Source organism: Streptomyces sp. PKA51, from assembly GCF_057552455.1.
On record NZ_BAAJPZ010000008.1, the window covers coordinates 190,507 to 214,696 of the forward strand.

The window sequence follows — 24,190 nt, forward strand, 5'->3', positions numbered from 1 at the left end:
GACAGCGTGACCTACGTCATCGCGCAGCCTTGTGTCGACGTCAAGGACAAGGCATGCATCGAGGAGTGCCCCGTCGACTGCATCTACGAGGGCCAGCGGTCCTTGTACATCCACCCGGACGAATGCGTCGACTGCGGCGCCTGTGAGCCGGTGTGCCCGGTCGAGGCGATCTTCTACGAGGACGACACTCCCGAGGAGTGGAAGGACTACTACAAGGCGAACGTCGAGTTCTTCGAGGAGCTCGGTTCGCCCGGCGGCGCCTCGAAGCTGGGCCTGATCGAGCGCGACCACCCCTTCGTCGCCTCGCTCCCGGCGGACATCAACCCCGCCCACTGACCAGCGGAAGCCACCGGGCCCCGTACGGCCGAGCCGCCGTGCGGGGCTCCGGCGTTTCCCGGTGTTCCCCCCACTGCACCTGACGCACCAGCGCACGAGAGCGAGCCCATGAGCGCAGTCTCCTCCCGCCTCCCCGTCTTCCCCTGGGACCGGCTCGAGCCGTACAAGGCCACCGCCGCCGCCCACCCGGACGGCATCGTCGACCTGTCGGTGGGCACGCCCGTCGACCCGGTCCCGGCCCTGATCCGGCAGGCGCTGACCGACGCCGCGGACAGCCCCGGCTACCCCACGGTGTGGGGCACCGCCGCCCTGCGCGACGCGCTCACCGGCTGGGTGGAGCGCCGGCTGGGCGCCCGCGGCGTGGCGCACACGAACGTGCTGCCCGTCGTCGGCTCCAAGGAGCTGGTGGCCTGGCTGCCCACCCAGCTGGGCCTGGGCCCCGGCGACAAGGTCGCCTTCCCGCGGCTGGCCTACCCCACGTACGCGGTGGGCGCCCGGCTGGCGGGCGCCGAGCCCGTCGAGTACGACGAGCCGTGGGAGCTGGACCCGGCCGGGCTGAAGCTGCTGTGGCTGAACTCGCCGTCCAACCCCACCGGCCGGGTGCTGTCCAAGGAGGAGCTGCGCCGCGCCGTGGTCTGGGCGCGCGAGCACGGGGTGCTGCTGCTGAGCGACGAGTGCTACCTGGAGCTGGGCTGGGAGGCCGACCCCGTCTCCGTGCTGCACCCGGACGTGTGCGGGGGTACGTACGAGGGCATCGTCGCCGTCCACTCGCTGTCCAAGCGCTCGAACCTGGCGGGCTACCGCGCGGCCTTCGTCGCCGGTGACGCGGCGGTGCTGGGCGAGCTGCTGCAGATCCGCAAGCACGGCGGCATGATGGTCGCCGCGCCCGTGCAGGCCGCCACCGTCGCGGCCCTGGGCGACTCGGCGCACGTCGCCGAGCAGCGGGCCCGCTACGCCGCCCGCCGCACCGCGCTGCGCACCGCCTTCGAGGGCGCCGGCTTCCGCATCGAGCACAGCGAGGCGTCGCTGTACCTGTGGGCGACGCGCGAGGAGTCCTGCTGGGAGACGGTGGGCGAGCTGGCGCAGCGGGGCATCCTCGTCGCGCCGGGCGACTTCTACGGCGAGGCGGGGGAGCGGTTCGTACGGATCGCCTTCACCGCCACCGACGAGAGGGTGGAGGCGGCGGTCCGCCGTCTGGCCGAGTAGAGCTACGCACCGGCGTACGCGCCGAGGGTGCGGGGACCGCGCAAAGGGGGCCCGGAAGGTCATGTTCCAGGGCCCCCTTCGCGCGTATCGCGCGCCGGATCAGCCGAGGGGAAGCCCCTGGGTCGGCAGGCCCTGGGTGGGCAGGCCGGTCTTGGTGACGCTCTTGGCCGTCTCGCCCACGGCCTTGCCGGCGCCGCCCGCGACCTGGCCGACGGCCTTCTGCGCGGCCGGCACGTGCTCCTTGGTCGCCTTGCCGACCGTGCTGGTGGTGGTGTGGACGGCCTTGGCACCGACGCCCTGCGCCACGGACCCGGCCTGGTGGGAGGTCGAGTCGAGGTTGTTGCCCAGGTTGGCGCTGTCCACCGAGCTCAGGCCACCGAGGGCGTCGGGGGCCTTGACGAGGTCCGCGGCGCTCGCAGAGCCGGCCGCACCGACGACGGGAGCGGCACCCGCTGCGACGAGCAGGGCGACCCGGGCGATCCGACGCGTGAGGGGGAGGGACATGTTGCTCCTTTGACGGAGTGATGAGGTCGGTTGTGTCCGGCGTGCGGACGCAGTGACTACCGCGTGAGCCCCTCGAAGGTTGCGGTGGACCAAGGTAAAGAGTGGGCAATGCATCGCATTATCCACCCCCTCCCAACCCCGTCATACCGGGCAGGTCGTCAATCGATACGGAAGGCTGAAAAGCCTTTGAACGCAGGGAAGTTGCGGGCGGATCGAGAATGCGTACGGGTGTGACCGAGGGAGGCAACTCCGGTGGATCCGGCGTACTCCCGGAGAGGGGATCGTCGTACTCCTGAGCGGCTGCCGAATGCCTACCGGATGCCTGCCGAATGCCTACCGGACGGTGGAGATGCGCACCGCCGGCGAGCCGAACGTCTGCGCCGCCTCCGCCGATTTCCGCCAGCCGTCCGCGGAATTCTTCGCCGTCCACACGCGGCCGTCGAAGGAAACGCGGTCGATGCGCAGCTCCGCCGCGTGCGCCACCGCCCACGACGCCAGCGCCCAACCCAGGTGCGTCCCGTCCTGCGGCCCGGCCCCCAGGCCCGTCCCCTGCCCCACCGGCACCGTCAGCGTGCCCGCCCCGCCGGCGGCCCCCGACCGGCCGTCCGCGCCCGTGCCGCCCGTCACCGACGGCCGCACCAGCGCACCGAACTCGCGCACCAGCTTCGTGCGCACCGCGCCCGCGTCGCCCGCCTTGCCGTCCCCCGGACTGGTCGTGCAGCTGAACGACGCCGCCACCCGGCCGGTGAGCGCCGACGACAGCAGCGAGGCGTCCGGCTCGTGCTTGGCGTACGCCTGCGGGAAGCCGCTGCGCTGCACCCGCTGCGCCGCCACCGTCAGCGGCAGCCGCGAGTAGCCCGGCACCTCCACCAGGTGGTCGTAGAACTTGCCCGCCGCGTACACCGGGTCCGTGATCTGCGCCGCCGTGCCCCAGCCCTGGGTCGGCCGCTGCTGGAACAGCCCCAGCGAATCGCGGTCCCCGTGGTGGATGTTGCGCAGCCCCGACTCCTGCATCGCCGTGGCCAGCGCGATCGTCACCGCCCGCTCCGGCAGCCCGCGCGAGGAGCCCACCGCCGAGATCGTCGCCGCGTTCACGGCCTGCTCGGGCGACATCCCGTACGACTCCCCGTCCGCCCGCACGGTGCACCGCGGGGCGCCCGGCCCGCCCGTCACCAGTTGGACCACGAGATAGCCGATCAGCGCCAGCAGCACGGCGCAGGCGGCCACGGTTCGCAGCAGTCGGCCACGGCGGGTGACGGTGATCCGGGACATGCGGGTCACGTTACTTCAGAGACCGACCACCGGCCGCCCCCGGCGTCACCGGCGGCCGCGTTAGGCTCGCGGCATGGATCACACCGCACTGGACCTGTCCCTCGACGCCGCCGCCCTCACCGCACGGCTCGTCGACTTCCGTTCCGAAAGCGGTGCCGAGAAGGACCTCGCCGACGCCATCGAGCAGGCACTGCGCGCCCTGCCGCACCTGACCGTCGACCGGCACGGCAACAACGTCGTCGCCCGGACGAACCTCGGGCACACCGAGCGCGTCGTCCTCGCCGGCCACATCGACACCGTCCCCATCGCCGACAACGTGCCCTCGCGGCTCGACGAGAACGGCATCCTGTGGGGCTGCGGCACCAGCGACATGAAGTCCGGCGTCGCCGTCCAGCTGCGCATCGCCGCCACCGTGCCCGCCCCCAACCGCGACCTGACCTTCGTCTTCTACGACAACGAAGAGGTCGCCGCCCACCTCAACGGGCTCGGGCACGTCGCCGAGGCCCACCCCGACTGGCTCGCCGGGGACTTCGCCGTCCTCCTGGAGCCCACCGACGGCCAGGTCGAGGGCGGCTGCCAGGGCACCCTGCGCGTGCACCTGCGCACCACCGGCGAGCGGGCCCACTCCGCGCGCAGCTGGATGGGCTCCAACGCCGTCCACGCCGCCGCGCCCATCCTCGCCCGCCTCGCCGCCTACGAGCCCCGCCGCCCCGTCGTCGACGGTCTGCAGTACCACGAGGGCCTCAACGCCGTGCGCATCGAGGGCGGCGTCGCCACCAACGTCATCCCCGACGAGTGCACCGTGACGGTGAACTTCCGGTACGCCCCCGACCGCACCGAGGAGGAGGCCCTCGCCCACGTGCGCGAGGTCTTCGCCGACTGCGGGGTGAGCGAACTCGTCGTCGACGACCACTCGCCCGGCGCCCGCCCCGGCCTCACCCACCCCGCCGCACAGGCCTTCATGGCGGCCGTCGGCGGCACGGCCCGGCCCAAGTTCGGCTGGACGGACGTCTCCCGCTTCAGCGCCCTCGGCGTACCCGCCGTCAACTACGGCCCCGGCGACGCCCTCTACGCCCACAAGCGGGACGAACACGTGCGCACCGAACGGATTCTCCACTGCGAGGAGCGGCTGCGCACCTGGCTGACCGGCTGACACACCCCACCGGGGGCCTAGGCTGGAATGCCAACGATCTCTGCAGCGGAGGGAGCTCGGCATGGTCAGTTCCGAGGAGATGCGGGCACTGCGGGAGCAGCGCCGCGGGCCGGTCGTACGGCGCCAGAGCCAGATGCAGGCGGGCACCACCGACCAGCACCTGCTCGACACCCGCGGCACGGCGGACTGGGTGCACGAGGACCCCTTCCGGGTCCTGCGCATCCAGTCGGAGTTCGTCGAGGGCTTCGGCGCCCTCGCCGAACTTCCCCCCGCCATCAGCGTCTTCGGCTCCGCCCGCACCCACCCGGGCAGCGCCGAGTACGAGGCGGGCGTCGCCATCGGCCGCGGCCTGGTCGAGGCCGGCTTCGCCGTCATCACAGGCGGCGGACCCGGCGCGATGGAGGCCGCCAACAGAGGCGCCATGGAGGCCGGCGGCGTCTCCGTCGGCCTGGGCATCGAGCTGCCCTTCGAACAGGGGCTCAACCGGTACGTCAATCTCGGCGTCGACTTCCGCTACTTCTTCGTGCGCAAGACGATGTTCGTGAAGTACGCGAGCGGCTTCGTGGTGCTGCCGGGCGGCCTGGGCACCCTGGACGAGCTCTTCGAAGCGCTCACGCTCGTCCAGACCAAGAAGGTCACCCGCTTCCCGATCGTCCTCTTCGGCTCCGCGTACTGGCAGGGCCTGGTCGACTGGCTCAAGGGCACGCTCGTGACCGAGGGCAAGGTCGGCCTGCACGACCTGGAGCTCTTCCACGTCACCGACGACGTCGACGAGGCGGTGACCCTGGTGACGAAGGAGGCGGGCGCGTAGCGCCTGTCCGGCGCCCGGTAGGGGCGCGGGGAACTGCGCGACGAGCCACGACGCGCCCGTAGTGGGCCCCGGGTGGTGCGTCGACTGCGGGCCGTCGGTGGCCGATCGCGCCCACGCGGCGGCAGCCGCGGATCGATACCGCCCCGCGCCCCTCACGGGGCGCTAGGCCAGGCCGCGGCGGGCCACCGCAGGGGCGCGGTGGCCGGCGATGGAGGCGACCATGTCCAGCACCTGCTTCGTTTCCGCCACCTCGTGGACGCGGTAGACCTGTGCGCCCAGCCACGCCGACACCGCCGTCGTGGCCAGGGTGCCCAGCAGCCGCTCCTTGACCGGCCGGGCCAGGGTCTCCCCGACGAAGTCCTTGTTCGACAGGGAGACCAGCACCGGCCACCCCGTCCGCGTCATCTCCTCCAGCCGCCGCGTCGCCTCCAGCGAGTGGCGGGTGTTCTTGCCGAAGTCGTGGCCGGGGTCGATCAGGATGCCGTCGCGCCGCACGCCCAGCGCCGCCGCGCGCTCGGCCAGCCCCACCGTGACGCGCAGGATGTCCGCCATCACGTCCTCGTACTCCACCCGGTGCGGGCGGGTGCGCGGCTCCACGCCGCCCGCGTGCGTGCACACCAGGCCCGCGCCGTGCCGGGCCGCCACCTCGGCCAGCTTCGGGTCCACCCCGCCCCAGGCGTCGTTGAGCAGGTCGGCGCCCGCCTCGCACACCGCCTCGCCGACCTCGTGCCGCCAGGTGTCCACGCTGATCACCACGTCCGGGTGGCGGCGGCGCACCTCCGCCACGAAGCCCACCGTCCGGCGGGCCTCCTGCTCGGCCGTCACCTCTTCGCCCGGGCCCGCCTTGACCCCGCCGATGTCGATGATCGCGGCACCCTCGGCCACCGCCTGCTCCACGCGGGCCAGTGCCGGTTCGTCGCTGAAGGTGGCGCCCTGGTCGTAGAAGGAGTCCGGCGTGCGGTTCACGATCGCCATGATCACCGGTTCGTGGTCGGCGAACTCGCGCCGTCCCAGCCTCAGCATGTCCCCAGCTTCCTCTCCGTGGTCCGGCAGCGACCTTAACTGTCGGTGGGGCATGGCACGATCGGGGTGGACGGTTTGGCTGACGGATGACTGACGGGGAGACGGCCGTGTTCTGGTTCCTGCTCATCGCGCTGGTCGTGGTGGTCGCCGCGGTCACGCTCGCCGTGGCCGGCGGCGGCGACCGCGGCGTGCTGCCCGAGGCGGCGCCCGAGCGCATGGCCTGGCCCCTGCCCGGCAGCCGCCCGGTCGCCCGCGCCGACGTCGAGGCGCTGCGCCTGCCGCTCGCCCTGCGCGGCTACCGCATGGCCGAGACCGACGACGCCCTCGACCGCCTCGGCGCCGAGCTCGCCGAGCGCGACGCCCGCATCGCCGAGCTGGAGGCCGCCCTCGCCGGCGCGCAGGCCGCGGCGATAGGGGTGCGGGGGCTGCTGGACAAGGAGACGCGGGGCCCCGAGGGCCACGAGGAGGGGGCGTCATGAGCACCGCGAGCGCTGTCGTCGTCGGCCCGGACGGGCTGGCCCGCTGCCCCTGGGGCGGCCTGGACACCGAGTCCGGGGCGGACTACCGCGTCTACCACGACACCGAGTGGGGCCACGCGGTGCACGGCGACGACGCGCTGTTCGAGCGGATATGCCTGGAGGCGTTCCAGTCGGGCCTGTCGTGGCTGACGATCCTGCGGCGGCGCGAGGGCTTCCGGACGGCCTTCGCCGGCTTCTCCATCGCGAAGGTGGCCGCCTTCGGCGACGCGGACGTCGAGCGGCTGCTCGCCGACACCGGCATCATCCGCAACCGGGCGAAGATCACCGCGTCGATCGCGAACGCCCGGGCCGCGGCGGAGCTCGGCCCGGGGGAGCTGGACGCCCTCGTGTGGTCCTTCGCCCCCTCGCCGGGCCGCCCGGCGCCCAGGACGGCGGCGGACGTACCGGCGATCACGCCGGAGTCGACGGCGCTGGCGAAGGAGCTCAAGCGACGCGGCTTCCGCTTCGTGGGGCCGACGACGGCGTACGCGCTGATGCAGGCGTGCGGGCTGGTGAACGACCACCTGGCGGACTGCCACGCGCGCTAGCGCGCGTGGCAGTCAGGGGGATCTTCGTCGCGGGGCACCACGGCGCCCCTACGGGGCGCTGCGGCGTGACGGAGATCCGCTCGGCGCCGGCCTCAGCGGCCCGTGAAGCGGGGGCGCTCCTTGGCGAGGAAGGCGGCCACGGCGATGCCGTGGTCCTCCGTCGTGGCCGCGGCCCGCTGCAGCCGCTCCTCCGTGCCCAGGGTCTCCACCAGCCCGTGCGCGGCCCCGTACGCCAGGGACTCCTTGATCGCCGCGTAGGCGCCCGTGGGGCCCTCCGCCAGCTTCCGGGCCACGGTGCGCGCCCGCTCCGCGAGGTCCTGCGCCGGGACGATCTCGTTCGCGATGCCCAGGTCGTACGCCTCCTGCGCCGGCACGTTCCGGGGGAAGAGCAGCAGGCCGGCGGCGCGGCCGTGGCCGATGAGGCGGGGCAGGGTCCACGAGACCCCGGAGTCGGCGGTCAGCGCGACCCCGGCGAAGGACGTGTTGAAGGACGCGGTGTCCGCCACGACCCGGTAGTCCGCTGCGAAGGCGAAGCCCGCACCGGCTCCCGCCGCGACCCCGTTGACCCCGGCGACGACGGGCTTGGGCATGCCGGCGATCGCGGTGACGATCGGGTTGTAGTGCTCCTCGACCGTGTTCATGGCGTCGCGCGTGCCGTGCTCCCGGTCCGCGGCGAGTGCGCCGACGTGCTCCTTGAGGTCCTGGCCGACGCAGAAGGCCCGCCCGGTGGCGGTCAGCAGCACCGCCCGTACGGCCGTGTCCCCGGCGGCCTGCCGCAGGCAGTCGCGCAGGGCGACCTTGGTCTCGGTGTTCATCGCGTTCATCGCGTCGGGACGGTTCAGCGTGATCGTCGCGAGCCCGTCGGTCACCTCGTACAGCACGGCGTCCGCCATGTGCGGCCCCTCCTCCGTCGGCTCCGGATGGGGTGGCCCCCATACCGTTCTGGTTACGGGGGCCAGGATGCCGGAGATCATCCGCAGCCGATATGTGACCTGCGTCAAAGAATCGGCCACCGTGAGGGCCCCGAGAGGGACCCGCGAATACCGCGCGATCGCCGAATTGAGTGGTTTTGCGGCAGCGTGTTGCCGAAGGATTGCGGACCGATGTTGGTCATTGGGTCGCGCGATGCGGGATAATGGCCTGGAAGCAATGTGTTCGATGCCGGTGACACCTGGGTTGTCGGCTGCGACAAGCTGGTTTCAGGAAGGGGAACGAGCATGGCGGCCATGAAGCCGCGGACGGGCGACGGCCCGCTCGAGGTGACCAAGGAGGGGCGGGGCATCGTCATGCGGGTTCCGCTTGAGGGCGGCGGTCGTCTCGTCGTCGAGCTGACCCCGGATGAGGCCAAGGCTCTCGGCGAGGCCCTGGAGAAGGTCGCCGTCTGACGCACAGGCGCACAGGCCATTGAATGTCCCACCGCCCCGGTGGCCGGTTCCGTCCGGCCCCGGGGCGGTGGCATGCCCGGGGCCCGGTCGTACGGCGCCGTACGCGCCCCCCGCGCCGCCGCCGGGTCAGCCGCGCCGGACGGCGCACAGCAGGCCGTCCCCCACCGGCAGCAGCGACGGCACCAGCGCCGCCGACTCGCGCACCGTGCGCAGCAGTTCGCGCAGGTGCTGGACCTCGGCCGGCGGGAGGGACGCGTCGACGGTGCGGCCGTCGGCGAAGACCCCCTCGAAGCACACCAGCCCGCCCGGCCGCAGCAGGCGCAACGATTCGGCTAGGTAGTCCAGGCACTCCAGCCGGTCCCCGTCGCAGAAGACCAGGTCGTAGCCCCCGTCCGCCAGGCGCGGCAGCACCTCCAGGGCCGGGCCGGGGATGAAACGGGCCCGGTTGGCGGCGAAGCCGGCGGCGCGGAAGGCCTGCCGGGCGAACTGCTGGCACTCGGGGTCGCTGTCCACCGTGGTGAGCACGCCGTCGGGGCGCATGCCGTGCAGGAGGTGGATGCCGGAGACGCCCGTGCCCGTGCCGATCTCGGCGACGGCCTTGGCGTCCACCGCGGCGGCGAGCAGGCGCAGCGCCGCGCCGGTGCCGTTCGACACCGAGCGGAGCCCTGCGTCGTAGGCCCGCTCCCGGGCCCAGCGCAGCGCCTCGTCCTCGGCGACGAACACATCGGCGAACGCCCAGCTGGTCTGCTGGTTGCCGGTAATGGCCCTCTCCTGTCCCCGTAGTCGACGCAACGGTGACTGTATCCGCTGCCCCCGGGAACCCGCAGATGGGACCGGGCGTTGAGGGGGCAGGAGAGCACGGGCGCAGCCGGAACCGCCCGGGCCCGGAAGGGCGTCCACGAATCCGGTGGATCAAGGACAAAATCCGGGTCAAAAATGCTTATCCGGAGCTAACGGGCGAGGTGGATATGGTAGGGGCTCCACTGGACACCACCAGAGCCGACAGGGGAGGTGCGGCTGCGGTCGGCGACCGCCGCGGGTTGCTCCGGCTCCTGCGTCCGAGGTCCGCCGCCGAGCCGAAATCCGTGACCTACACCGCTGACCGTTCCACCGCCGCCGACGCCGCAACCACCGCGACCTTCGCCACCGATGCGGATCCGCAGGCCTGGACTCCCCCCAGCTGGGAGGAGATCGTCAGCACGCACAGCGCCAGGGTCTACCGCCTCGCCTACCGCCTGACGGGCAATCAGCACGACGCGGAGGACCTGACGCAGGAGGTCTTCGTCCGCGTCTTCCGCTCCCTGTCGACCTACACCCCCGGCACCTTCGAGGGGTGGCTGCACCGCATCACCACCAACCTCTTCCTCGACATGGTCCGGCGCAGGCAGCGCATCCGCTTCGACGCGCTCGGCGAGGACGCCGCCGAGCGGCTGCCCAGCCGCGAGCCCTCCCCGCAGCAGCACTTCAACGACACCCACTTCGACGCGGACGTCCAGCAGGCGCTGGACACCCTCGCCCCGGAGTTCCGCGCCGCCGTCGTCCTGTGCGACATCGAGGGCCTCTCCTACGAGGAGATCGCCGCAACCCTCAACGTCAAGCTCGGCACCGTGCGCAGCCGCATCCACCGCGGCCGCTCGCACCTGCGCAAGGCCCTGCAGCACCGCTCGCCCGCCGCCCGGTCCGAGCAGCGCGCCGTGGCCGCCGTCGCCACGGGTGGGGAGGTCGGACTCGCGTGACCACCTCCGGCGGTCAGTCCCCCGCCGAGCACCACCTCGGCGACCGCCTCGCTGCCCTCGTCGACGGGGAGTTGGGGCACGAATCGCGGGAGCGGGTGCTCGCCCACCTCGCCACCTGCTGGAAATGCAAAGCCGAAGCCGACGCGCAGCGCCGGCTCAAGAACGTGTTCGCGCAGTCCGCACCACCCCCCCTGTCCGACTCACTGCTCGCCAGGCTCCAGAGCCTGCCCGTCGCGGACCTCGGCCGGGAGGACGGTGACGGCCCGTCGGGCCCACCCGGCGGCGTCGCCGTCCTCCCGCTCGACCGCGGCTTCCGCATCCACCCCGTGCGCAACCCTGACGCACACTGCGAGACGGCGGACGCGGCAGCCGTCCGCGCCGCCTCCCGGGGGCGCCGCTTCGCCTTCGCCGCCGCCGGAGCCGTCTCGCTCGCCGCGATCGCCCTGGCCGGAGCACAGCCGCTGCAGACCGCCGTCGCACCGCCCCAGAGCCGCGGCGGCGGGCCCGGCACGGCCGCCAACACCCTCGCCGTCACCCCCGGCTACGCGGGCAACGAACGCGACCTCGCCCGCCGGGCCGGCAGCGAGCGGCAACAGCCCGCCAGGAGCGTCTCGCTGCTGCGGCCCTCCCCGGCCCCGGCCCTGCCACCCCTGGCCCGCGCCGGCCTCGCGGGGCCGGCCGCCACCGCTCCCTGAGGCCGCCCACCTCCCCTCCGCGTACGCGCGGGGACCTGGTGTAATCGTCCGTGGAGCGCGCCCGCCGCGCCCCACGGACGAACGGGGAGAGCCATGAGCATGGGCATGGACGACGGTCAGGCGCGCGCGTCCGCGCCGACGAAGCGCCGCCACTGGTGGAACCGCGGCCCCGCCGCCCCGACGCCCCACGCCACCCCCGAGCCGACGGCACCCATGCCGCACGGCACGGCTGCGCCGGGCGGCTCGTACGGTGCCGGCGTCCCGGCGGCGACCGGCAGTGCTGCGCCGCACGGCGGCTCGTACGGGGCCGGCGCCCCGGCACCCGCCGCCGATGGAGCGGTGCTGCAGGGTGGCTCCTACGGCGCCGGCGTCCCGGCGCAGCCGACGGCGCCCGGCGCTGCGGGTCCGGTGCCGCAGGGCGGCTCGTACGGTGCCGGTGTCCCGGCGGCGACCGCGCCCGGCACTCCCGCCGCCGATGGGGTGGTGCTGCAGGGTGGCTCGTACGGGGCCGGTGTCCCGGCGCAGCCGACGGCGCCCGGCGCTGCGGGTCCGGTGCCGCAGGGCGGCTCGTACGGTGCCGGTGTCCCGGCGGCGACCGCGCCCGGCACTCCCGCCGCCGATGGGGCGGTGCTGCAGGGTGGCTCCTACGGCGCCGGCGTCCCGGCGCCCGCCGCGCAGTCGCAGCGCCCGCTGCACGCGCCCGACCCGTACAGCACGCCGCCGTACGGTGGCCCGGGCCCGTGGGCCCCGGCCCCGCCCGTCCAGCGCCCCACCCTGCCCCAGCTCCACGTCCCGGCCCAGCCGGCGCCTCCGGCGATGCCGCAGACGGCTCCGCCCTCCGCGGCTCCGGTACCGGGCGCCCCGGTGCAGGCTGCGGACGAGGCCGCACCGGTTCCGACCGGCGGGCCCGCTCCCGCGTCGACGGCCGCCCAGGGCGCCGCGCAGACGGATGGCGGCGCCTGCGACGCTGCACCGGCGGCTGCGGCCCGGCCGGGAGCCGCTCCCGCTGCCCCCGTGCGGCTGGACAAGGCCGCGCCGGCGCAGCCGGCAGGCACGCCCCCGGCAACGGCGGACGCCCCCGCCGGCGGGGCGGCCGCGGGCCTGCCCGCCGGGCCTCCGGCAACGGAGGACGACGCTCCCGCCGACGAGGCGGCCGACACGGCGCCCGCAGGCGTGCCCGCCGGGCCCCCGGCGACCGCCGCCGGCGTGCCGGCCGCGCCCGTGGACACGCCTGTCGCGCCCCCGGCGGCCGCCGTGCCCGCCGGGGAGGCCAGGGCCGGGTTCGCGCCCGACCCGGGTCGGCCGGCCGAAGGCACCGGCGTCCCGTCGGAGGCGCCGGCCTCGGGCGTCGCGCCCGTGGGCGCGCCGGCCGGGCACCTGGCGCCCGGCGCCGCCGCGCCGCCGGCGCGCGGCGTGTGGGCCTACGACCCGTGGGCCGCTGCCGCCGTCGGCGGGGGTGGCGCTCCGCCGTCCAAGGACGGCAACCGCAGCCGCGCGCGGCTGATCGCCGGGGCCGTCGGGGTGGCCCTCGTCGCCGGTGTGGTCGGTGGGGGCGTGGGCGTGTACCTGGAGCGCAACGGGGCCTTCGAGAGCGGTGTCGTGTTGCCGCAGGCGTCCGCCGGGGGCGGGGAGCGCGCGCCCGGGAGCATTGCCGGGATCGCCGCCCGGGCGCTGCCCGGGGTGGTGACCATTCACGTGCGCGGTGGTGGCGGCCAGAGCACCGGTACCGGGTTCGTGCTGGACAAGAAGGGGCACATCCTCACCAACAATCACGTGGTGCAGGCGGCTGCCTCCGGCAGCGGGTCCATATCCGTGACCTTCAACGGCGGGCAGAGCGCGAAGGCGACCCTCGTCGGCCGGGACGGCGGCTACGACCTGGCCGTCATCAAGGTGTCGGGGATCGCGGGCCTGAGCCCGCTCGCGCTCGGCAACTCCGACTCCGTCCGCGTCGGCGACTCGGTCGTGGCGATCGGTGCACCGTTCGACCTCGCCGGCACGGTGACCACCGGGATCATCAGCGCCAAGGACCGGCCGATCACCGCGGGCGGTCACAAGAAGGGCGACGACGAGGACAGCAGTGGCGGCAGCGACGTGAGCTACGTGAACGCGCTGCAGACGGACGCCCCCATCAACCCGGGCAACTCCGGGGGCCCGCTGATGGACGCGCAGGCCCGGGTCATCGGGATCAACAGCGCCATCCGCTCGGCGGGGGACGGCAACGGCGATTCCGGCCGCAGCCAGGGCGGCAGCATCGGCCTGGGCTTCGCGATACCGATCAACCAGGCCAGGCGCGTCGCCGAGGAGCTGATCCGTACCGGGCGGGCCACCCATCCGGTGATCGGCGTCTCGGTGGACATGGGCTACTCGGGCGACGGCGCACGGGTGAACACCGACAGTGCCGGCACTCCGGGCGTGAGCCCGGGCAGTCCCGCCGAGAAGGCGGGCATCCGGCCGGGCGACGTGATCACGAAGGTGGACGGCGTGCCCGTGCACAGCGGCCAGGAGCTGATCGTCAAGGTGCGCAGTCACCATCCCGGTGACGGTCTGGAGCTGACCGTCGAGCACGACGGGGCCCGGCGCACGGTGCGACTGGTGCTGGGCTCGGCCTCCTCGGGCTGACGTGTGTTCGTCCTTTATTGGCGGACGTGTCTCCCGGGGGGACCGCCCGGCCAGGTACCGTGATAGGCGGCCGACCCCCGGCCGCCGACCCTCAAGGAGCTGTGCAACGTGCTCGACATAGGAGGCCTCGAGCTGGTCACGCTCGTCGTCCTTGCCGTGCTCATCTTCGGCCCCGACAAGCTCCCGAAGCTGATCCAGGACGTGTCGCGCACCCTGCGCAGGATCCGGCAGTTCTCCGAGAACGCCAAGGAGGACATCCGCTCCGAGCTGGGTCCGGAGTTCAAGGACTTCGAGTTCGAGGACCTCAACCCCAAGACGTTCGTGCGCAAGCACGTGCTGGAGAAGGACGAGCTGGGGCTGAAGGAGATCCGCAACGGCTTCGACTTCAAGGGTGACATGGCCGAGGTCGCGGACGCGGTGCACGGCCGCACCCCGGAGCCGGCGGCGCCCTCGGCCGGCACTCCGGACCTCCTGAAGAAGCGCGAGAACCTCCAGCCGGGCGAGCGACCCCCCTACGACGCCGACGCCACCTGACCCGGGTATGCGGGTCCCCATTGACGGGGGTGGCTATTCTCCCTGTGTTTGGAGTGCAGCCGACCGTGACGGTCGGCGCGCCCATGACGAGGGGCTACGAGGAGGCGCCGCGCAGATGGAGACGACGGGTCGGGTTGGGGCGCACGGGGGCGGCACTGCCGCCGGTACGGCCGATGCGTCCGCCGTTCAGGCGCGGGAAGGGGTCCCGGGCGATCCCGGGGACCGGCGCTCGGTGGACGGCTATCTCCTGGCGTCGTTCCCGTGGTACGGCCTGGACGGGGCCTACACCGGGCCGCGCTGGCTGATGCAGGTGGGTGCCGCGGCGGACGGCACCGTGGAGCACGGTGCGACCGGGCACGGCGTGGAGCCGCAGCTGCGGATGGGCCGGGTCGAGCACGAGACGGCCACCCAGCGGTTCGCGGTCGTGGTGACGGTGGCCAGCAGGCCGGTGCGGCGCAGCGCGGACGGTACGGGCGTGCTGGAGGCCACCTCGGTCTCCTCGGCCGCCTGGCTCGCCGGTTCGGGCCTGCTGGCCTGCACCTGGCCGTCCCAGATGGAGCGGGCGCTGCGGCAGGACTGGCTGGACCAGCAGACGGCGCTGGCCTGGGAGCTGGCCGATCACCTGGACGAGGCGCCGTGGTCGACGCTGTCGCTGCCGGTCGACGGGGTGCCCACCGACTTCCGCTACCGGGAGTCGGAGTACGGCTGGGTGCTGGCCGGTTCGCCCGAGGAGGGCGGGGTGCACATCGGCGCGTACGGGCGCGGGATGAGCGCGTACGGCATGGGCTTCGCGGTGATCAAGAACATCACCGACTACCAGTGACGCCGCACGAGGAGACGCCGCACGGGTAAGGGGCTGTCCTCCATGGAGGACAGCCCCTTACCCGTGTTCCTTCTGCGGCTCAGAACTTGTTGCGCGGCGTGATGCCCAGCGACATGCCCGCCAGGCCGCGCTGGCGGCCGCCGAGCTTGCCGGCGATGGCCCGCAGCGCGCTGCCGGCGGGGGAGTCGGGGTCGGTCAGCACGACCGGCTTGCCCTCGTCGCCGCCCTCGCGCAGGCGTACGTCGATCGGGATCGAGCCCAGCACCGGCACAGTGGTGCCCGTGGTGCGGGAGAGGCCGTCCGCGACCAGCTGGCCGCCGCCGGTGCCGAAGACGTCGACCATCTCGTCGCAGTGCGGGCACGGCAGCCCGGACATGTTCTCGACGACGCCGACGATCTTCTGGTGGGTCTGCACGGCGATGGAGCCGGCCCGCTCGGCGACCTCGGCCGCGGCCTGCTGAGGCGTGGTGACGACGAGGATCTCGGCGTTGGGCACCAGCTGGGCGACGGAGATGGCGATGTCGCCGGTGCCCGGGGGCAGGTCCAGCAGCAGCACGTCCAGGTCGCCCCAGTAGACGTCGGCGAGGAACTGCTGCAGCGCGCGGTGCAGCATCGGGCCGCGCCAGACGACCGGCGCGTTGCCGGGGGTGAACATGCCGATCGAGATGACCTTCACCCCGTTGGCCGACGGCGGCATGATCATGTTCTCGACCTGGGTGGGACGCCCGTCCGCGCCCAGCATGCGCGGCACGGAGTGGCCGTAGATGTCGGCGTCGACGACGCCGACCTTCAGCCCGTCGGCCGCCATGGCCGCGGCCAGGTTGACCGTTACCGAGGACTTGCCGACGCCGCCCTTGCCGGAGGCCACCGCGTACACCCGGGTCAGCGAGCCGGGCTTGGCGAAGGGCACCTCGCGCTCGGCCTGGCCGCCGCGCAGGGAGGAGGCCAGCTCGCGGCGCTGCTCGTCGCTCATCACGTCCAGCTCGACGCTCACGCCCGCGACGCCCTCGACGCGCGAGACGGCCTCGGTCACCAGGGAGGTGATCTTGTCGCGCATGGGGCAGCCGGCGACCGTCAGATAGATGGCGACCGCGACCGTACCGTCCGCCGCGATCTCCACCGATTTGACCATCCCCAGGTCGGTGATGGGTCGCTGGATCTCGGGGTCGTTGACCGTCGCGAGCGCGGCGCGGATCGCCTCATCGCTCGGCGCGGCGGAGCCTGGGGGTACCTCCCAGGCCGAAGGCTCTGGGGGAGTGTCGGTAGCCATGCCCCGATGGTACGGCGCGGCGGCGGGCCCGGGGAAAGCCTCTCAGCGGTCGCCTTCCTCACTCTCCGGTGGGAATACCCCGCGCTCCTCCAGCTCCTTGACCAGCTCCTGGAACTCCGAGCGGATCCAGTCCCGCGTCGCCACCTCGCCCAGGCCCAGGCGCAGCGCCGCGATCTCCCGCGTCAGGTACTCGGTGTCGGCGATGGAGCGCTCGTTCTGCTTGCGGTCCTGCTCCAGGTTGACCCGGTCCCGGTCGTCCTGGCGGTTCTGCGCGAGGAGAATCAGCGGCGCCGCGTACGACGCCTGCAGGGACAGGGCGAGCGTCAGGAAGATGAACGGGTACTGGTCGAAGCGCAGTCGTCCGGGCGCCGAGACGTTCCACACCACCCACAGGATGATGACGACCGTCATCCAGACGATGAAGCGCCCCGTGCCCAGGAACCGGGCGATCTTCTCCGACAGCCGCCCGAACGCCTCCGGGTCGTACTCCGGCAGCCAGCCGCGCCGCTTGGCCCGCGGCAGGTCCAGCCGTACGCGCGGCGCCGCCCGCTCGTGCGGGTGGACGGCCGCCGACTGGGCCCGGGCCCGCTCGGCCGCCCGCTCGGTGCGGCTGTGCAGCCCGAAGTCGCGGCCGCCGCGGTCAGTCCCGGCCACGGGTCGCCTCCGGCAGGTCGGTCATCCCCGGGACCCCGTGGTGCAGTTCGGTCTCCCGCCAGTCCTCCGGCAGCAGGTGGTCCAGGACGTCGTCGACCGTGACCGCGCCCAGCAGCGAACCGCTCTCGTCCACCACCGGCACCGAGACCATGTTGTACGTGGCCAGGTAGCTGGTGAGCGCCGGCAGCGGCGTCGTCGGCGGCAGCGGCCGCAGATCGGTGTCCACCAGCGAGCCCACCAGGGTGAAGGGCGGGTCGCGCAGCAGCCGCTGGAAGTGCACGGTGCCCAGGTACTTCCCGGTCGGCGTCTCGTCCGGCGGCCGGCACACGTACACCTGGGCGGCCAGCGCGGGGGACAGGTCCGGGTTGCGCACCCGGGCCAGCGCGTCGGCCACCGTCGCGTCCGGCCGCAGCACGATCGGCTCGGTGGTCATCAGACCGCCCGCCGTGTGCTCCTCGTACGCCATCAGCCGGCGCACGTCCGCCGCGTCCCCCGGCTCCATCAGCGTCAGCAGCCGCTCCTTCTCCTCCTCCGGCAGCTCGGAGAGCAGGTCGGCGGCGTCGTCGGGGTCCATGGCCTCCAGCACGTCCGCGGCGCGTTCCTCCTTCAGCTTGCCGAGGATCTCGATCTGGTCGTCCTCCGGCAGCTCCTCCAGCACGTCGGCCAGCCGGTCGTCGTCGAGGGCGGCGGCGACCTCGGCACGCCGTTTGGGGGACAGGTGGTGCAGGACGTTCGCCAGGTCCGCCGGGCGCAGCCGCTCGAAGGTGGCCAGCAGGTTCGCCGCGCCCTGACCGTGCTCCTCCAGCGAGAAACCGGTGACCGCCGACCACTCCACGGTCAGCGTCTCGCCCTTGCGGCGCAGGGCGCCGCCCTTGCCGCGGCGGACGAAGACCTTGTCGATCTGCCAGTCGCGGCGGGCCGGCAGCTGGGTGATCGACACGTCGAGGACGGTCACCTCCTCGTCCGACTCCACCAGCCGCACCCGGCGGTCCAGCAGCTCCCCGAGCACCATCGTCTCCGTCGGGCGCTGCTCGAAGCGGCGCATGTTCACCACGCCCGTGGTGATGACCTGGCCCGACTCCACGCCGGTCACCCGGGTCATCGGCAGGAAGATCCGGCGGCGGCTGACGACCTCCACGACCAGGCCCAGCACGCGCGGCGGCCGGCCGCCCACCCGCAGCATCGCCACCAGGTCGCGGACGCGGCCCACCTGGTCGCCGTTGGGGTCGAAGACGGCCACGCCCGACAGGTGGGAGACGAACACCCGCGGCGCGCCTCCTGCCATGGCCGCGCACCTCCTCACGGTTTCGTCGGTCCGGTTCAGGCTAACGTGACCCGGTTTGCCCCGGCACGGGAGAGAGGGCCGTACGGACTGCCGCGATCCACCGCGGGGGCGGCGGGTACGCTGCCGTATCCACCGGTAAGCAGGAGGCAGGGGCTCAAGGTGCGAACCCGTAACGCGGCTCTCGTGGGAGCGCTGTGCGCCGGCCTGACGGCCGTCCTCACGGCCTGCGGCACCGGGGGCGAGGACCCCGACGCGGGCACCAACGGCGTCGGCAAGCTCGAACCCGCCGCCATCCAGGACAAGGCCCGCACCGCGGCGAACTCCGCCGACGCCGTGCACCTGTCCGGCAACGTCGTCACCCAGGGCCGCACCTACCGCATCGACATGCGCCTGAAGAAGGACGGCGGCATCGGCCGCGTCTCGGCCGGCCCCACCGCCTTCGAACTGCTGCGCGTCGGCGACGACCTCTACCTCAAGGCCCCCGCCGCCTTCTGGACGCGCGGCGCCACGTCCTCGCCGGCGGCGTCCGTCTCGGCGGGCAAACTCGACGACAAATACGTCAAGGTGCCCGGCGACGACCCCTCCTACCAGCGGCTCAAGGGCTTCACCGACAAGAACGTCCTGCTCGACGGGCTCATCGGCCTGCACGGCAAGCTGGCGCGCGGCGAACACGGAGCGGTGGGCGGCGTACGGACCGTCCGCGTCACGGGCGGCGGAGGCAGCGGCGGCACGCTCGACGTCTCGCTGAGCGGCGCGCCGTACCCCCTGCGGGTGCAGCGGGCCGGCGGGGCGGGGCAGCTGGAGCTGGACGGCTGGGGCAAGGACTTCGCGCTGACCGCACCGCAGAAGTCGCAGACAGTGGACTACGGCAAACAACTGCAGATCCCCGGCGGCGTCGGCAGCCCGGTCGGCGGCTGAGCCGGCGCCTGCCGGTGCGGCCCACCGGGCCGCACCAACCCGCCGCGTCAGCGGCGCCGGCCGCGCCGCAGCAGCCGCGGCAGCGCCGCCGGCATGGCGCGCCGCGTCGTCGCCGGGCTCGGCAGCGGCGTCGCCGCCAGCGAGCCGTCCGGCAGGTCGCCGACCGCCCCCGACGGAGTCAGCCGCAGGACGCGGCACTGCTGCGCCCACCGTTCCTCGATCCGCTCCGCGTCCGGCGCGTTGAGCCGCTTGCCCTTGAGCTCGGCCACGGCCGCGGTCCACGCCTCCCCGCCCGGAGGCAGTTCGGCGACGGCGGCCGTCCACGTCACGAGCCGGCCGCCCTTGTCCTTGCTGCGCACGGTCACCGTGGCGGTGGCGCCGTCGGCGAGTCCGAGGTCGGCCACGGGCTGTTCACCGGCGCCGCCGCCGATGACGTGGGCGGCCCCGTCGTGCCAGACGTGCCACAGTGCCCGGCTGGGCCCGGTGGGCCCCTGCACCCAGATGAGACCGGACTTCTTGGTGGCCTCTTCGATCAGTGCCCGCGACAGCGGCTCCGTCATCGTCATGCGCTCTACCTTATGCGGGGCCTTGGCGCGCGCCGCGGCCACGGCGCCCCGGCAGGGGCGCGGGGCAGCGCCCGATCTGCGGCTGCGCCACGTCGACTGCGGGCCGTCGGTGGCCGATCGCGCAGTTCCCCGCGCCCCTGACGGGGCACTGCCCCGGCCCACGGCGCCCCATAGGGGCGCGGGGAACTGCGCGACAAGCCACGGCGCGCCCGCGGACGGGGGACGTGTCGCGCCCACTGCTTGTCCGCCGGGCAGACCCTAGGCTGGTGGGGTGACTGCCGCCCCCGCCCGCCGTGCCGCCGTATCGACGACCGCGCAGGTCACGGCGCCGGATTCCGCGGCCGTCGGCCATGTCCGCCTGGAGTTGCTGCTCCTGGCCGTGGCGATCGCCGGTGTGTCCTTGTCGGCGCCGCTGATCGCGGCGACGGCGGCGCCGGCGCTGGCGATCGCGTTCTGGCGCAATGCCATGGCGGTGGGGGTGCTCAGCCCGCTGGTGCTGCTGCGGCACCGGGCGGAGCTGCGCGGCGCGGGCCGCCGGGCCGCCGTGCTGGCGGTGGCGGCGGGGGCCCTGCTGGCCCTGCACTTCGGCGTGTGGCTGCCGAGCCTGCAGATGACGTCGGTGGCCTCCTCGACGGCGCTGGTGACCACGACGCCCCTGTGGACGACGCTGCTGCTGCGCCTGCGCGGGCATCGGCCGCCCGCGCTGGTGTGGGCGGGTACGGCGGTGGCGTTCGCGGGGGTGCTGATGCTGACGGGTGTCGACCTGTCGTTGTCGGCGCGTGCGCTGACGGGGGACGCCCTGGCCCTGGCGGGCGGCATGGCGGGGGCCGGGTACGTCCTGCTGGGGGCGGAGGTGCGGCGGACGCTGAGCACGGTGGCGTACACGTACGTCTGCTACGCGACCACCACCGTGCTGCTGCTGGGCGCGTGCCTGGTGGGCGGGGTGCGCCTCGGTGGTTACGGCGGGGAGGCGTGGCTGAAGCTGGCGCTGCTGACCCTGACCGCGCAGCTGCTGGGGCACTCGTTGTTCAACCGGGTGGTGAAGGGTCTGGGCCCGTCGGTGACGTCGACGGCGATCCTGCTGGAGACGCCGGGTGCCGCGCTGATCGCGGCGGTGTGGCTGGGGCAGCGGCCGCCGGTCGTGGCGTACCCGGCGCTGGCGGTGATCCTGGCCGGGCTGGCCCTGGTGGTCATGGCCGACCGGCGGGCCGGGCCCGGGGCGTAGGGCCTGGTCCGGCGCCCCCGGGGGCCGGCCGCTACAGCCAGCCGTTGCGCTTGAAGCCGCGGTGGATCGTCACGCAGATGGCCACCGTGACGACCATGACCGCCGGGTAGCCGTACTTCCAGTGCAGCTCGGGCATGTGGTCGAAGTTCATGCCGTAGATGCCGGCGATCATCGTGGGGACGGCGAAGATGGCCGCCCACGAGGTGATCTTGCGCATGTCCTCGTTCTGGGCGACGGACGCCTGGGCGAGGTTGGCCTGGAGGATGGAGTTGAGCAGGTCGTCGAAGGAGACCACCTGCTCGTGGACGCGCGCGAGGTGGTCGGCGACGTCCCGGAAGTACTTCTGGATGTCCGGGTCGACCAGCCGCATCGGCCGCTCGCTCAGCAGCTGCATCGGCCGGATCAGCGGGGTCACGGCCCGCTTGAACTCCAGCACCTCGCGCTTGAGCTGGTAGATCCGCCCGGCGTCGCCGCCGCGCCGGCTGCCCTTGCTGGGCTCGGAGAAGACGTCGATCTCGACCTCGTCGATGTCGTCCTGCACGGCGTCGGCCACCGCTATGTAGCCGTCGACGACCTGGTCGGCGATGGCGTGCAGCACGGCCGAGGGCCCCTTGGCCAGCAGCTGGGGGTCCTCCTGGAGCCGGTGGCGCAGGGCGCGCAGCGAGCCCTGGCCGCCGTGCCGGACGGTGATGATGAAGTCCTCGCCGGTGAAGCACATCACCTCGCCGGTCTCCACGACCTCGCTGGTGGCGGTGAGTTCGGCGTGCTCGACGTAGTGGATGGTCTTGAAGACGGTGAAGAGCGTCTCGTCGTAGCGCTCCAGCTTGGGCCGCTGGTGGGCGTGGACGGCGTCCTCCACGGCCAGCGGGTGCAGGCCGAACTCCCGGGCTATGCCCGCGAACTCCTGCTCGGTGGGCTCGTGCAGGCCGATCCAGGCGAAGCCGCCCTCGGCGCGCACCCGGCGCATGGCCTCGGCCGGGGTGACGTGGTCGCTGGCGCGCTTGCCGTCGCGGTAGACGGCGCAGTCGACGACGGCGGTGCTGGCCGAGTGGTCGCGCGTGGGGTCGTAGCCGCCGCCTCCGCCGGTGGTGGGCACCCGGCGCAGGGCGGGGCGGACGGCGGCGCGCAGGTCACGGATCATCGACATGGGCTGGCTCCTTCACGGGCCGGCCGTCAGCGGGGGCGCAGGGCGCAACGCAGCCGGAATCGCAGGCGTGCAGTCCGGCCGGGAGCGGCCGGGACAAGCCGGACAAGGACGACGGGACGTCCGCGAATCGGGCGGCGCTTCGTGCAGTGCGTACGGGCTGACGGCAGTTCGCGGGGCACTTCGCGGGGAAGGGCTCCGGCGGCGAACACGGAACAAAGCGAACGAAGGGCGCTCTTCCGTCAAGTGCTGCGGCGTGAAAGGGCTTCCGGGCCGGCCTGCGCAGGCGCACGGCCCCGGCTCCGAAAACTCTCAGATCACTGCGGTACGGCGCGTCCGCGGCGGGCTGACGGGAGAACTGTCGGTACTGCACGGTCGACTAGGATCCATCGCAGCCCCACCTCCTCCGGCCGGTCCCCGCTGGGGGACGATCGTCAAACCCCCGGACCGCAGGCCGAGGCGAGACCAGGCTAGCAGTCGCCCGGAGCGTCAAGGCCCCCCTTTGCCTGTTCGATACGCGTTCTATGCTCACTGCATGTCAGATGTGCTCGCGCTGGCCGAGGCCAGACTGCTGACCGCACTGGGCGAGCCGGACGCCCGCGCCGCGGTGACCTTCCTCGGCACGGACCGGATCGAGGTCCTGCGCTTCCGCGCCGCGGACGACGACGGCAGCGGCGCCGGGGAGATCGTGCGCTACGCCACCCTCGGCATGTCCGCCCATCCCATGACCGACCCCACCGCCGCCTTCGCCGACCCGCTGCGCGGGCCGCGTGCCGAGCTGGTGCTCACCGTGCGCGCCGGCCGCGCGGACACGGACAAGGTGCTCCGCCCGCTCGCCGTGCTCGCCGCGACCCCGCAGGTCGAGGGCCTGATCGTGGCGCCCGGCGCCTCGCTCGACACCGGCGAGCCGCTGTGGCCGGGCGCGCCCTTCACCTCCGTCCTGGTCGCCGAGTCCGGCGGCCTGGTGCCGGATCTGGAGCTGGACGAGCCGATGGACCCGGTGCGCTTCCTGCCCCTGCTGCCGATGACGCCGAACGAGGCCGCCTGGAAGCGCGTGCACGGCGCGGCGGCCCTGCAGGAGCGGTGGCTGCGCAGCGGCACCGACCTGCGCGACCCGCTGCGCGCCGGCGTGCCGCTGGGGGAGTGAGCCGCACGGCGGCGCCGTGATGTCCGGAAGGGAGGTCGGGCGCCGACTCCGGACGGGTGATCGTCCTTGACGGGAGGGCGGCCCGGTAGGACCGTTGGAGGCTATGAGGGGCGAACCCAGTTGCCCGAGGTGCGGTGGCCGGGTGCGTGCGCCCGGACTCTTCGCCGACTCGTGGCAGTGTGCCGTGCACGGCACCGTGCACCCTCTGCAGCCCGTCGTCCCGCCGAGCGTCGAAGCGCTGTCCGTCGTGGTCGGGCGCGCCCGGGTGCCGGTGTGGATGCCCTGGCCCCTTCCCGTGGGCTGGCTGTTCACCGGCGTGATCTGCGCGGGTGACGACCGCAGCGGCGGCCGGGCCACCGCCGTCGCCTGCTCCGGGCCCAGCCCGCTGGGCGGCCCGGGCGAGCTGCTGCTGGTCGCCGAGGAGCTCGGTGTGGGGCTCGGCGCCCGCTACGCCGGCGTCGACGGCCCCGACCCCGGCCCCCGGCTGCGCGTCGACGGCCCGCCGGACGCCAAGGTGCACGCGGCCGGCCGCCCCACCCCCCTCTGGCACGTCGAGGGCACCCCCGGCGACCGGGCGGTCTTCGCGGGCGAGGCCCGCGGCCTGTGGCTGTGGGCGATCGTCTGGCCGGAGCAGTCCGGCCTGCTGATGTACGACGAGCTGGTGCTCACCGACCTGCGCGACGCGGGCGCCGAGGTCGACCTGCTGCCCTGCGGGGCGCTCTCGCCCCGCATCATCTCGCCCTGATCCCGCCCGGCGGCCGCGGTCGGTCGCTGCGCCGGGGCGGCCCCGGCCGACGGTTATCCTGAACCGGTCCTCG

At 73.8% G+C, this 24,190-nt stretch carries 26 protein-coding genes; 16 read left to right on the plus strand and 10 right to left on the minus strand.

All coding sequences use genetic code 11. The features are described 5' to 3' along the window. The first annotated feature begins 6 nt into the window (after nucleotides 1-6). Together fdxA and dapC are read left to right on the plus strand one after the other, a co-directional pair. On the plus strand, nucleotides 7-336 hold the full coding sequence (gene fdxA / locus AC27L3_RS15295; RefSeq protein WP_487234561.1) for a ferredoxin: 330 nt from the start codon (nucleotides 7-9) through the stop codon (nucleotides 334-336). Nucleotides 337-444: 108 nt separating this feature from the next. After that, on the plus strand, nucleotides 445-1,542 hold the full coding sequence (gene dapC, locus AC27L3_RS15300; protein ID WP_487234562.1) for a succinyldiaminopimelate transaminase: 1,098 nt from the start codon (nucleotides 445-447) through the stop codon (nucleotides 1,540-1,542). 99 nt (nucleotides 1,543-1,641) lie between these two features. On the opposite strand, the gene AC27L3_RS15305 is transcribed toward dapC, so the two are convergent. Beyond that, on the minus strand, nucleotides 1,642-2,046 hold the full coding sequence (locus tag AC27L3_RS15305) for an ATP-binding protein (RefSeq protein WP_487234563.1): 405 nt from the start codon (nucleotides 2,044-2,046) through the stop codon (nucleotides 1,642-1,644). A 333-nt stretch (nucleotides 2,047-2,379) separates the two neighbouring features. Next, nucleotides 2,380-3,318, minus strand: coding sequence for a VldE C-terminal domain-containing protein (locus AC27L3_RS15310; protein ID WP_487234564.1), 939 nt, complete (start codon nucleotides 3,316-3,318; stop codon nucleotides 2,380-2,382). A 73-nt stretch (nucleotides 3,319-3,391) separates the two neighbouring features. On the opposite strand from AC27L3_RS15310, the gene dapE reads away from it, so the two are divergent. Together dapE and AC27L3_RS15320 are read left to right on the plus strand one after the other, a co-directional pair. Further along, complete coding sequence (dapE, locus tag AC27L3_RS15315; protein ID WP_487234565.1) at nucleotides 3,392-4,471, plus strand: succinyl-diaminopimelate desuccinylase; 1,080 nt, start codon at nucleotides 3,392-3,394, stop codon at nucleotides 4,469-4,471. Between the two features lie 61 nt (nucleotides 4,472-4,532). Then, a complete protein-coding gene (locus AC27L3_RS15320; RefSeq protein ID WP_487234566.1) occupies nucleotides 4,533-5,282 on the plus strand; it encodes an LOG family protein in 750 nt (249 codons plus the stop codon). 162 nt (nucleotides 5,283-5,444) lie between these two features. Here AC27L3_RS15320 and folP read toward each other — a convergent pair whose 3' ends face one another. Then, nucleotides 5,445-6,305, minus strand: coding sequence for a dihydropteroate synthase (gene folP, locus AC27L3_RS15325; protein ID WP_487234567.1), 861 nt, complete (start codon nucleotides 6,303-6,305; stop codon nucleotides 5,445-5,447). Between the two features lie 107 nt (nucleotides 6,306-6,412). On the opposite strand from folP, the gene AC27L3_RS15330 reads away from it, so the two are divergent. Together AC27L3_RS15330 and AC27L3_RS15335 are read left to right on the plus strand one after the other, a co-directional pair. After that, complete coding sequence (locus AC27L3_RS15330; RefSeq protein WP_487234624.1) at nucleotides 6,413-6,784, plus strand: DivIVA domain-containing protein; 372 nt, start codon at nucleotides 6,413-6,415, stop codon at nucleotides 6,782-6,784. After that, a complete protein-coding gene (locus tag AC27L3_RS15335) occupies nucleotides 6,781-7,371 on the plus strand; it encodes a DNA-3-methyladenine glycosylase I (protein WP_487234568.1) in 591 nt (196 codons plus the stop codon). The genes AC27L3_RS15330 and AC27L3_RS15335 overlap by 4 nt, the downstream gene beginning before the upstream one ends. A gap of 92 nt (nucleotides 7,372-7,463) precedes the next feature. Here AC27L3_RS15335 and chcB read toward each other — a convergent pair whose 3' ends face one another. After that, nucleotides 7,464-8,264 (minus strand): 2-cyclohexenylcarbonyl CoA isomerase, encoded by an 801-nt coding sequence (chcB, locus tag AC27L3_RS15340; protein ID WP_487234569.1) that lies wholly within the window; start codon nucleotides 8,262-8,264, stop codon nucleotides 7,464-7,466. Between the two features lie 324 nt (nucleotides 8,265-8,588). Here chcB and AC27L3_RS15345 point away from each other — a divergent pair, with 324 nt between their 5' ends. Then, complete coding sequence (locus tag AC27L3_RS15345) at nucleotides 8,589-8,756, plus strand: DUF3117 domain-containing protein (protein WP_079123638.1); 168 nt, start codon at nucleotides 8,589-8,591, stop codon at nucleotides 8,754-8,756. A 126-nt stretch (nucleotides 8,757-8,882) separates the two neighbouring features. Here the strand turns inward: AC27L3_RS15345 and AC27L3_RS15350 are convergent, their stop codons facing one another. After that, entirely contained in the window at nucleotides 8,883-9,548 is a 666-nt protein-coding gene (locus tag AC27L3_RS15350; protein WP_365969410.1) for an O-methyltransferase, read from the minus strand. A 176-nt stretch (nucleotides 9,549-9,724) separates the two neighbouring features. Here AC27L3_RS15350 and sigE point away from each other — a divergent pair, with 176 nt between their 5' ends. The 5 genes from sigE (at nucleotide 9,725) to AC27L3_RS15375 (ending at nucleotide 15,163) form a co-directional block, all read left to right on the plus strand. Continuing rightward, nucleotides 9,725-10,492: an RNA polymerase sigma factor SigE gene (gene sigE / locus AC27L3_RS15355; RefSeq protein ID WP_487234570.1), complete on the plus strand. Its 768-nt coding sequence runs from the start codon at nucleotides 9,725-9,727 to the stop codon at nucleotides 10,490-10,492. Then, complete coding sequence (locus tag AC27L3_RS15360; RefSeq protein WP_487234571.1) at nucleotides 10,489-11,187, plus strand: zf-HC2 domain-containing protein; 699 nt, start codon at nucleotides 10,489-10,491, stop codon at nucleotides 11,185-11,187. The genes sigE and AC27L3_RS15360 overlap by 4 nt, the downstream gene beginning before the upstream one ends. Before the next feature lie 93 nt (nucleotides 11,188-11,280). After that, entirely contained in the window at nucleotides 11,281-13,806 is a 2,526-nt protein-coding gene (locus AC27L3_RS15365) for a S1C family serine protease (RefSeq protein WP_487234572.1), read from the plus strand. A 108-nt stretch (nucleotides 13,807-13,914) separates the two neighbouring features. Continuing rightward, a complete protein-coding gene (locus tag AC27L3_RS15370; RefSeq protein ID WP_344438305.1) occupies nucleotides 13,915-14,340 on the plus strand; it encodes a sec-independent translocase in 426 nt (141 codons plus the stop codon). 115 nt (nucleotides 14,341-14,455) lie between these two features. Continuing rightward, nucleotides 14,456-15,163: a hypothetical protein gene (locus tag AC27L3_RS15375; RefSeq protein ID WP_344438304.1), complete on the plus strand. Its 708-nt coding sequence runs from the start codon at nucleotides 14,456-14,458 to the stop codon at nucleotides 15,161-15,163. A gap of 79 nt (nucleotides 15,164-15,242) precedes the next feature. On the opposite strand, the gene AC27L3_RS15380 is transcribed toward AC27L3_RS15375, so the two are convergent. Genes AC27L3_RS15380 through AC27L3_RS15390 form a run of 3 tightly spaced genes read right to left on the minus strand, consistent with a single transcriptional unit; the run spans nucleotide 15,243 to nucleotide 18,372 of the window. Further along, on the minus strand, nucleotides 15,243-16,433 hold the full coding sequence (locus AC27L3_RS15380; RefSeq protein WP_487234573.1) for an Mrp/NBP35 family ATP-binding protein: 1,191 nt from the start codon (nucleotides 16,431-16,433) through the stop codon (nucleotides 15,243-15,245). A 42-nt stretch (nucleotides 16,434-16,475) separates the two neighbouring features. After that, the gene (locus AC27L3_RS15385; RefSeq protein ID WP_487234625.1) at nucleotides 16,476-17,051 is read right to left on the minus strand and encodes a DUF1003 domain-containing protein; all 576 of its coding nucleotides are present in this window, start codon (nucleotides 17,049-17,051) and stop codon (nucleotides 16,476-16,478) included. A 22-nt stretch (nucleotides 17,052-17,073) separates the two neighbouring features. Next, nucleotides 17,074-18,372: a magnesium transporter MgtE N-terminal domain-containing protein gene (locus tag AC27L3_RS15390; RefSeq protein ID WP_365969417.1), complete on the minus strand. Its 1,299-nt coding sequence runs from the start codon at nucleotides 18,370-18,372 to the stop codon at nucleotides 17,074-17,076. 159 nt (nucleotides 18,373-18,531) lie between these two features. On the opposite strand from AC27L3_RS15390, the gene AC27L3_RS15395 reads away from it, so the two are divergent. Next, a complete protein-coding gene (locus AC27L3_RS15395) occupies nucleotides 18,532-19,290 on the plus strand; it encodes a hypothetical protein (protein ID WP_487234574.1) in 759 nt (252 codons plus the stop codon). Nucleotides 19,291-19,337: 47 nt separating this feature from the next. Here the strand turns inward: AC27L3_RS15395 and AC27L3_RS15400 are convergent, their stop codons facing one another. Further along, the gene (locus AC27L3_RS15400; protein ID WP_487234575.1) at nucleotides 19,338-19,856 is read right to left on the minus strand and encodes a hypothetical protein; all 519 of its coding nucleotides are present in this window, start codon (nucleotides 19,854-19,856) and stop codon (nucleotides 19,338-19,340) included. A gap of 271 nt (nucleotides 19,857-20,127) precedes the next feature. On the opposite strand from AC27L3_RS15400, the gene AC27L3_RS15405 reads away from it, so the two are divergent. Then, nucleotides 20,128-21,081: a DMT family transporter gene (locus tag AC27L3_RS15405; RefSeq protein WP_487234576.1), complete on the plus strand. Its 954-nt coding sequence runs from the start codon at nucleotides 20,128-20,130 to the stop codon at nucleotides 21,079-21,081. Between the two features lie 31 nt (nucleotides 21,082-21,112). Here AC27L3_RS15405 and corA read toward each other — a convergent pair whose 3' ends face one another. Then, nucleotides 21,113-22,228 carry a magnesium/cobalt transporter CorA gene (corA, locus tag AC27L3_RS15410; RefSeq protein ID WP_487234577.1) on the minus strand — a complete coding sequence of 372 codons (1,116 nt, stop codon included), beginning with the start codon at nucleotides 22,226-22,228 and terminating at the stop codon, nucleotides 21,113-21,115. Nucleotides 22,229-22,760: 532 nt separating this feature from the next. Between corA and AC27L3_RS15415 the strand changes: the two genes are divergently transcribed. Both AC27L3_RS15415 and AC27L3_RS15420 read left to right on the plus strand, forming a co-directional pair. Beyond that, nucleotides 22,761-23,372, plus strand: a complete 612-nt coding sequence (locus AC27L3_RS15415) for a suppressor of fused domain protein (protein WP_487234578.1) — start codon at nucleotides 22,761-22,763, stop codon at nucleotides 23,370-23,372. A 103-nt stretch (nucleotides 23,373-23,475) separates the two neighbouring features. Further along, entirely contained in the window at nucleotides 23,476-24,117 is a 642-nt protein-coding gene (locus AC27L3_RS15420) for a DUF6758 family protein (RefSeq protein WP_487234579.1), read from the plus strand. The last annotated feature ends 73 nt before the right edge of the window (nucleotides 24,118-24,190 follow it).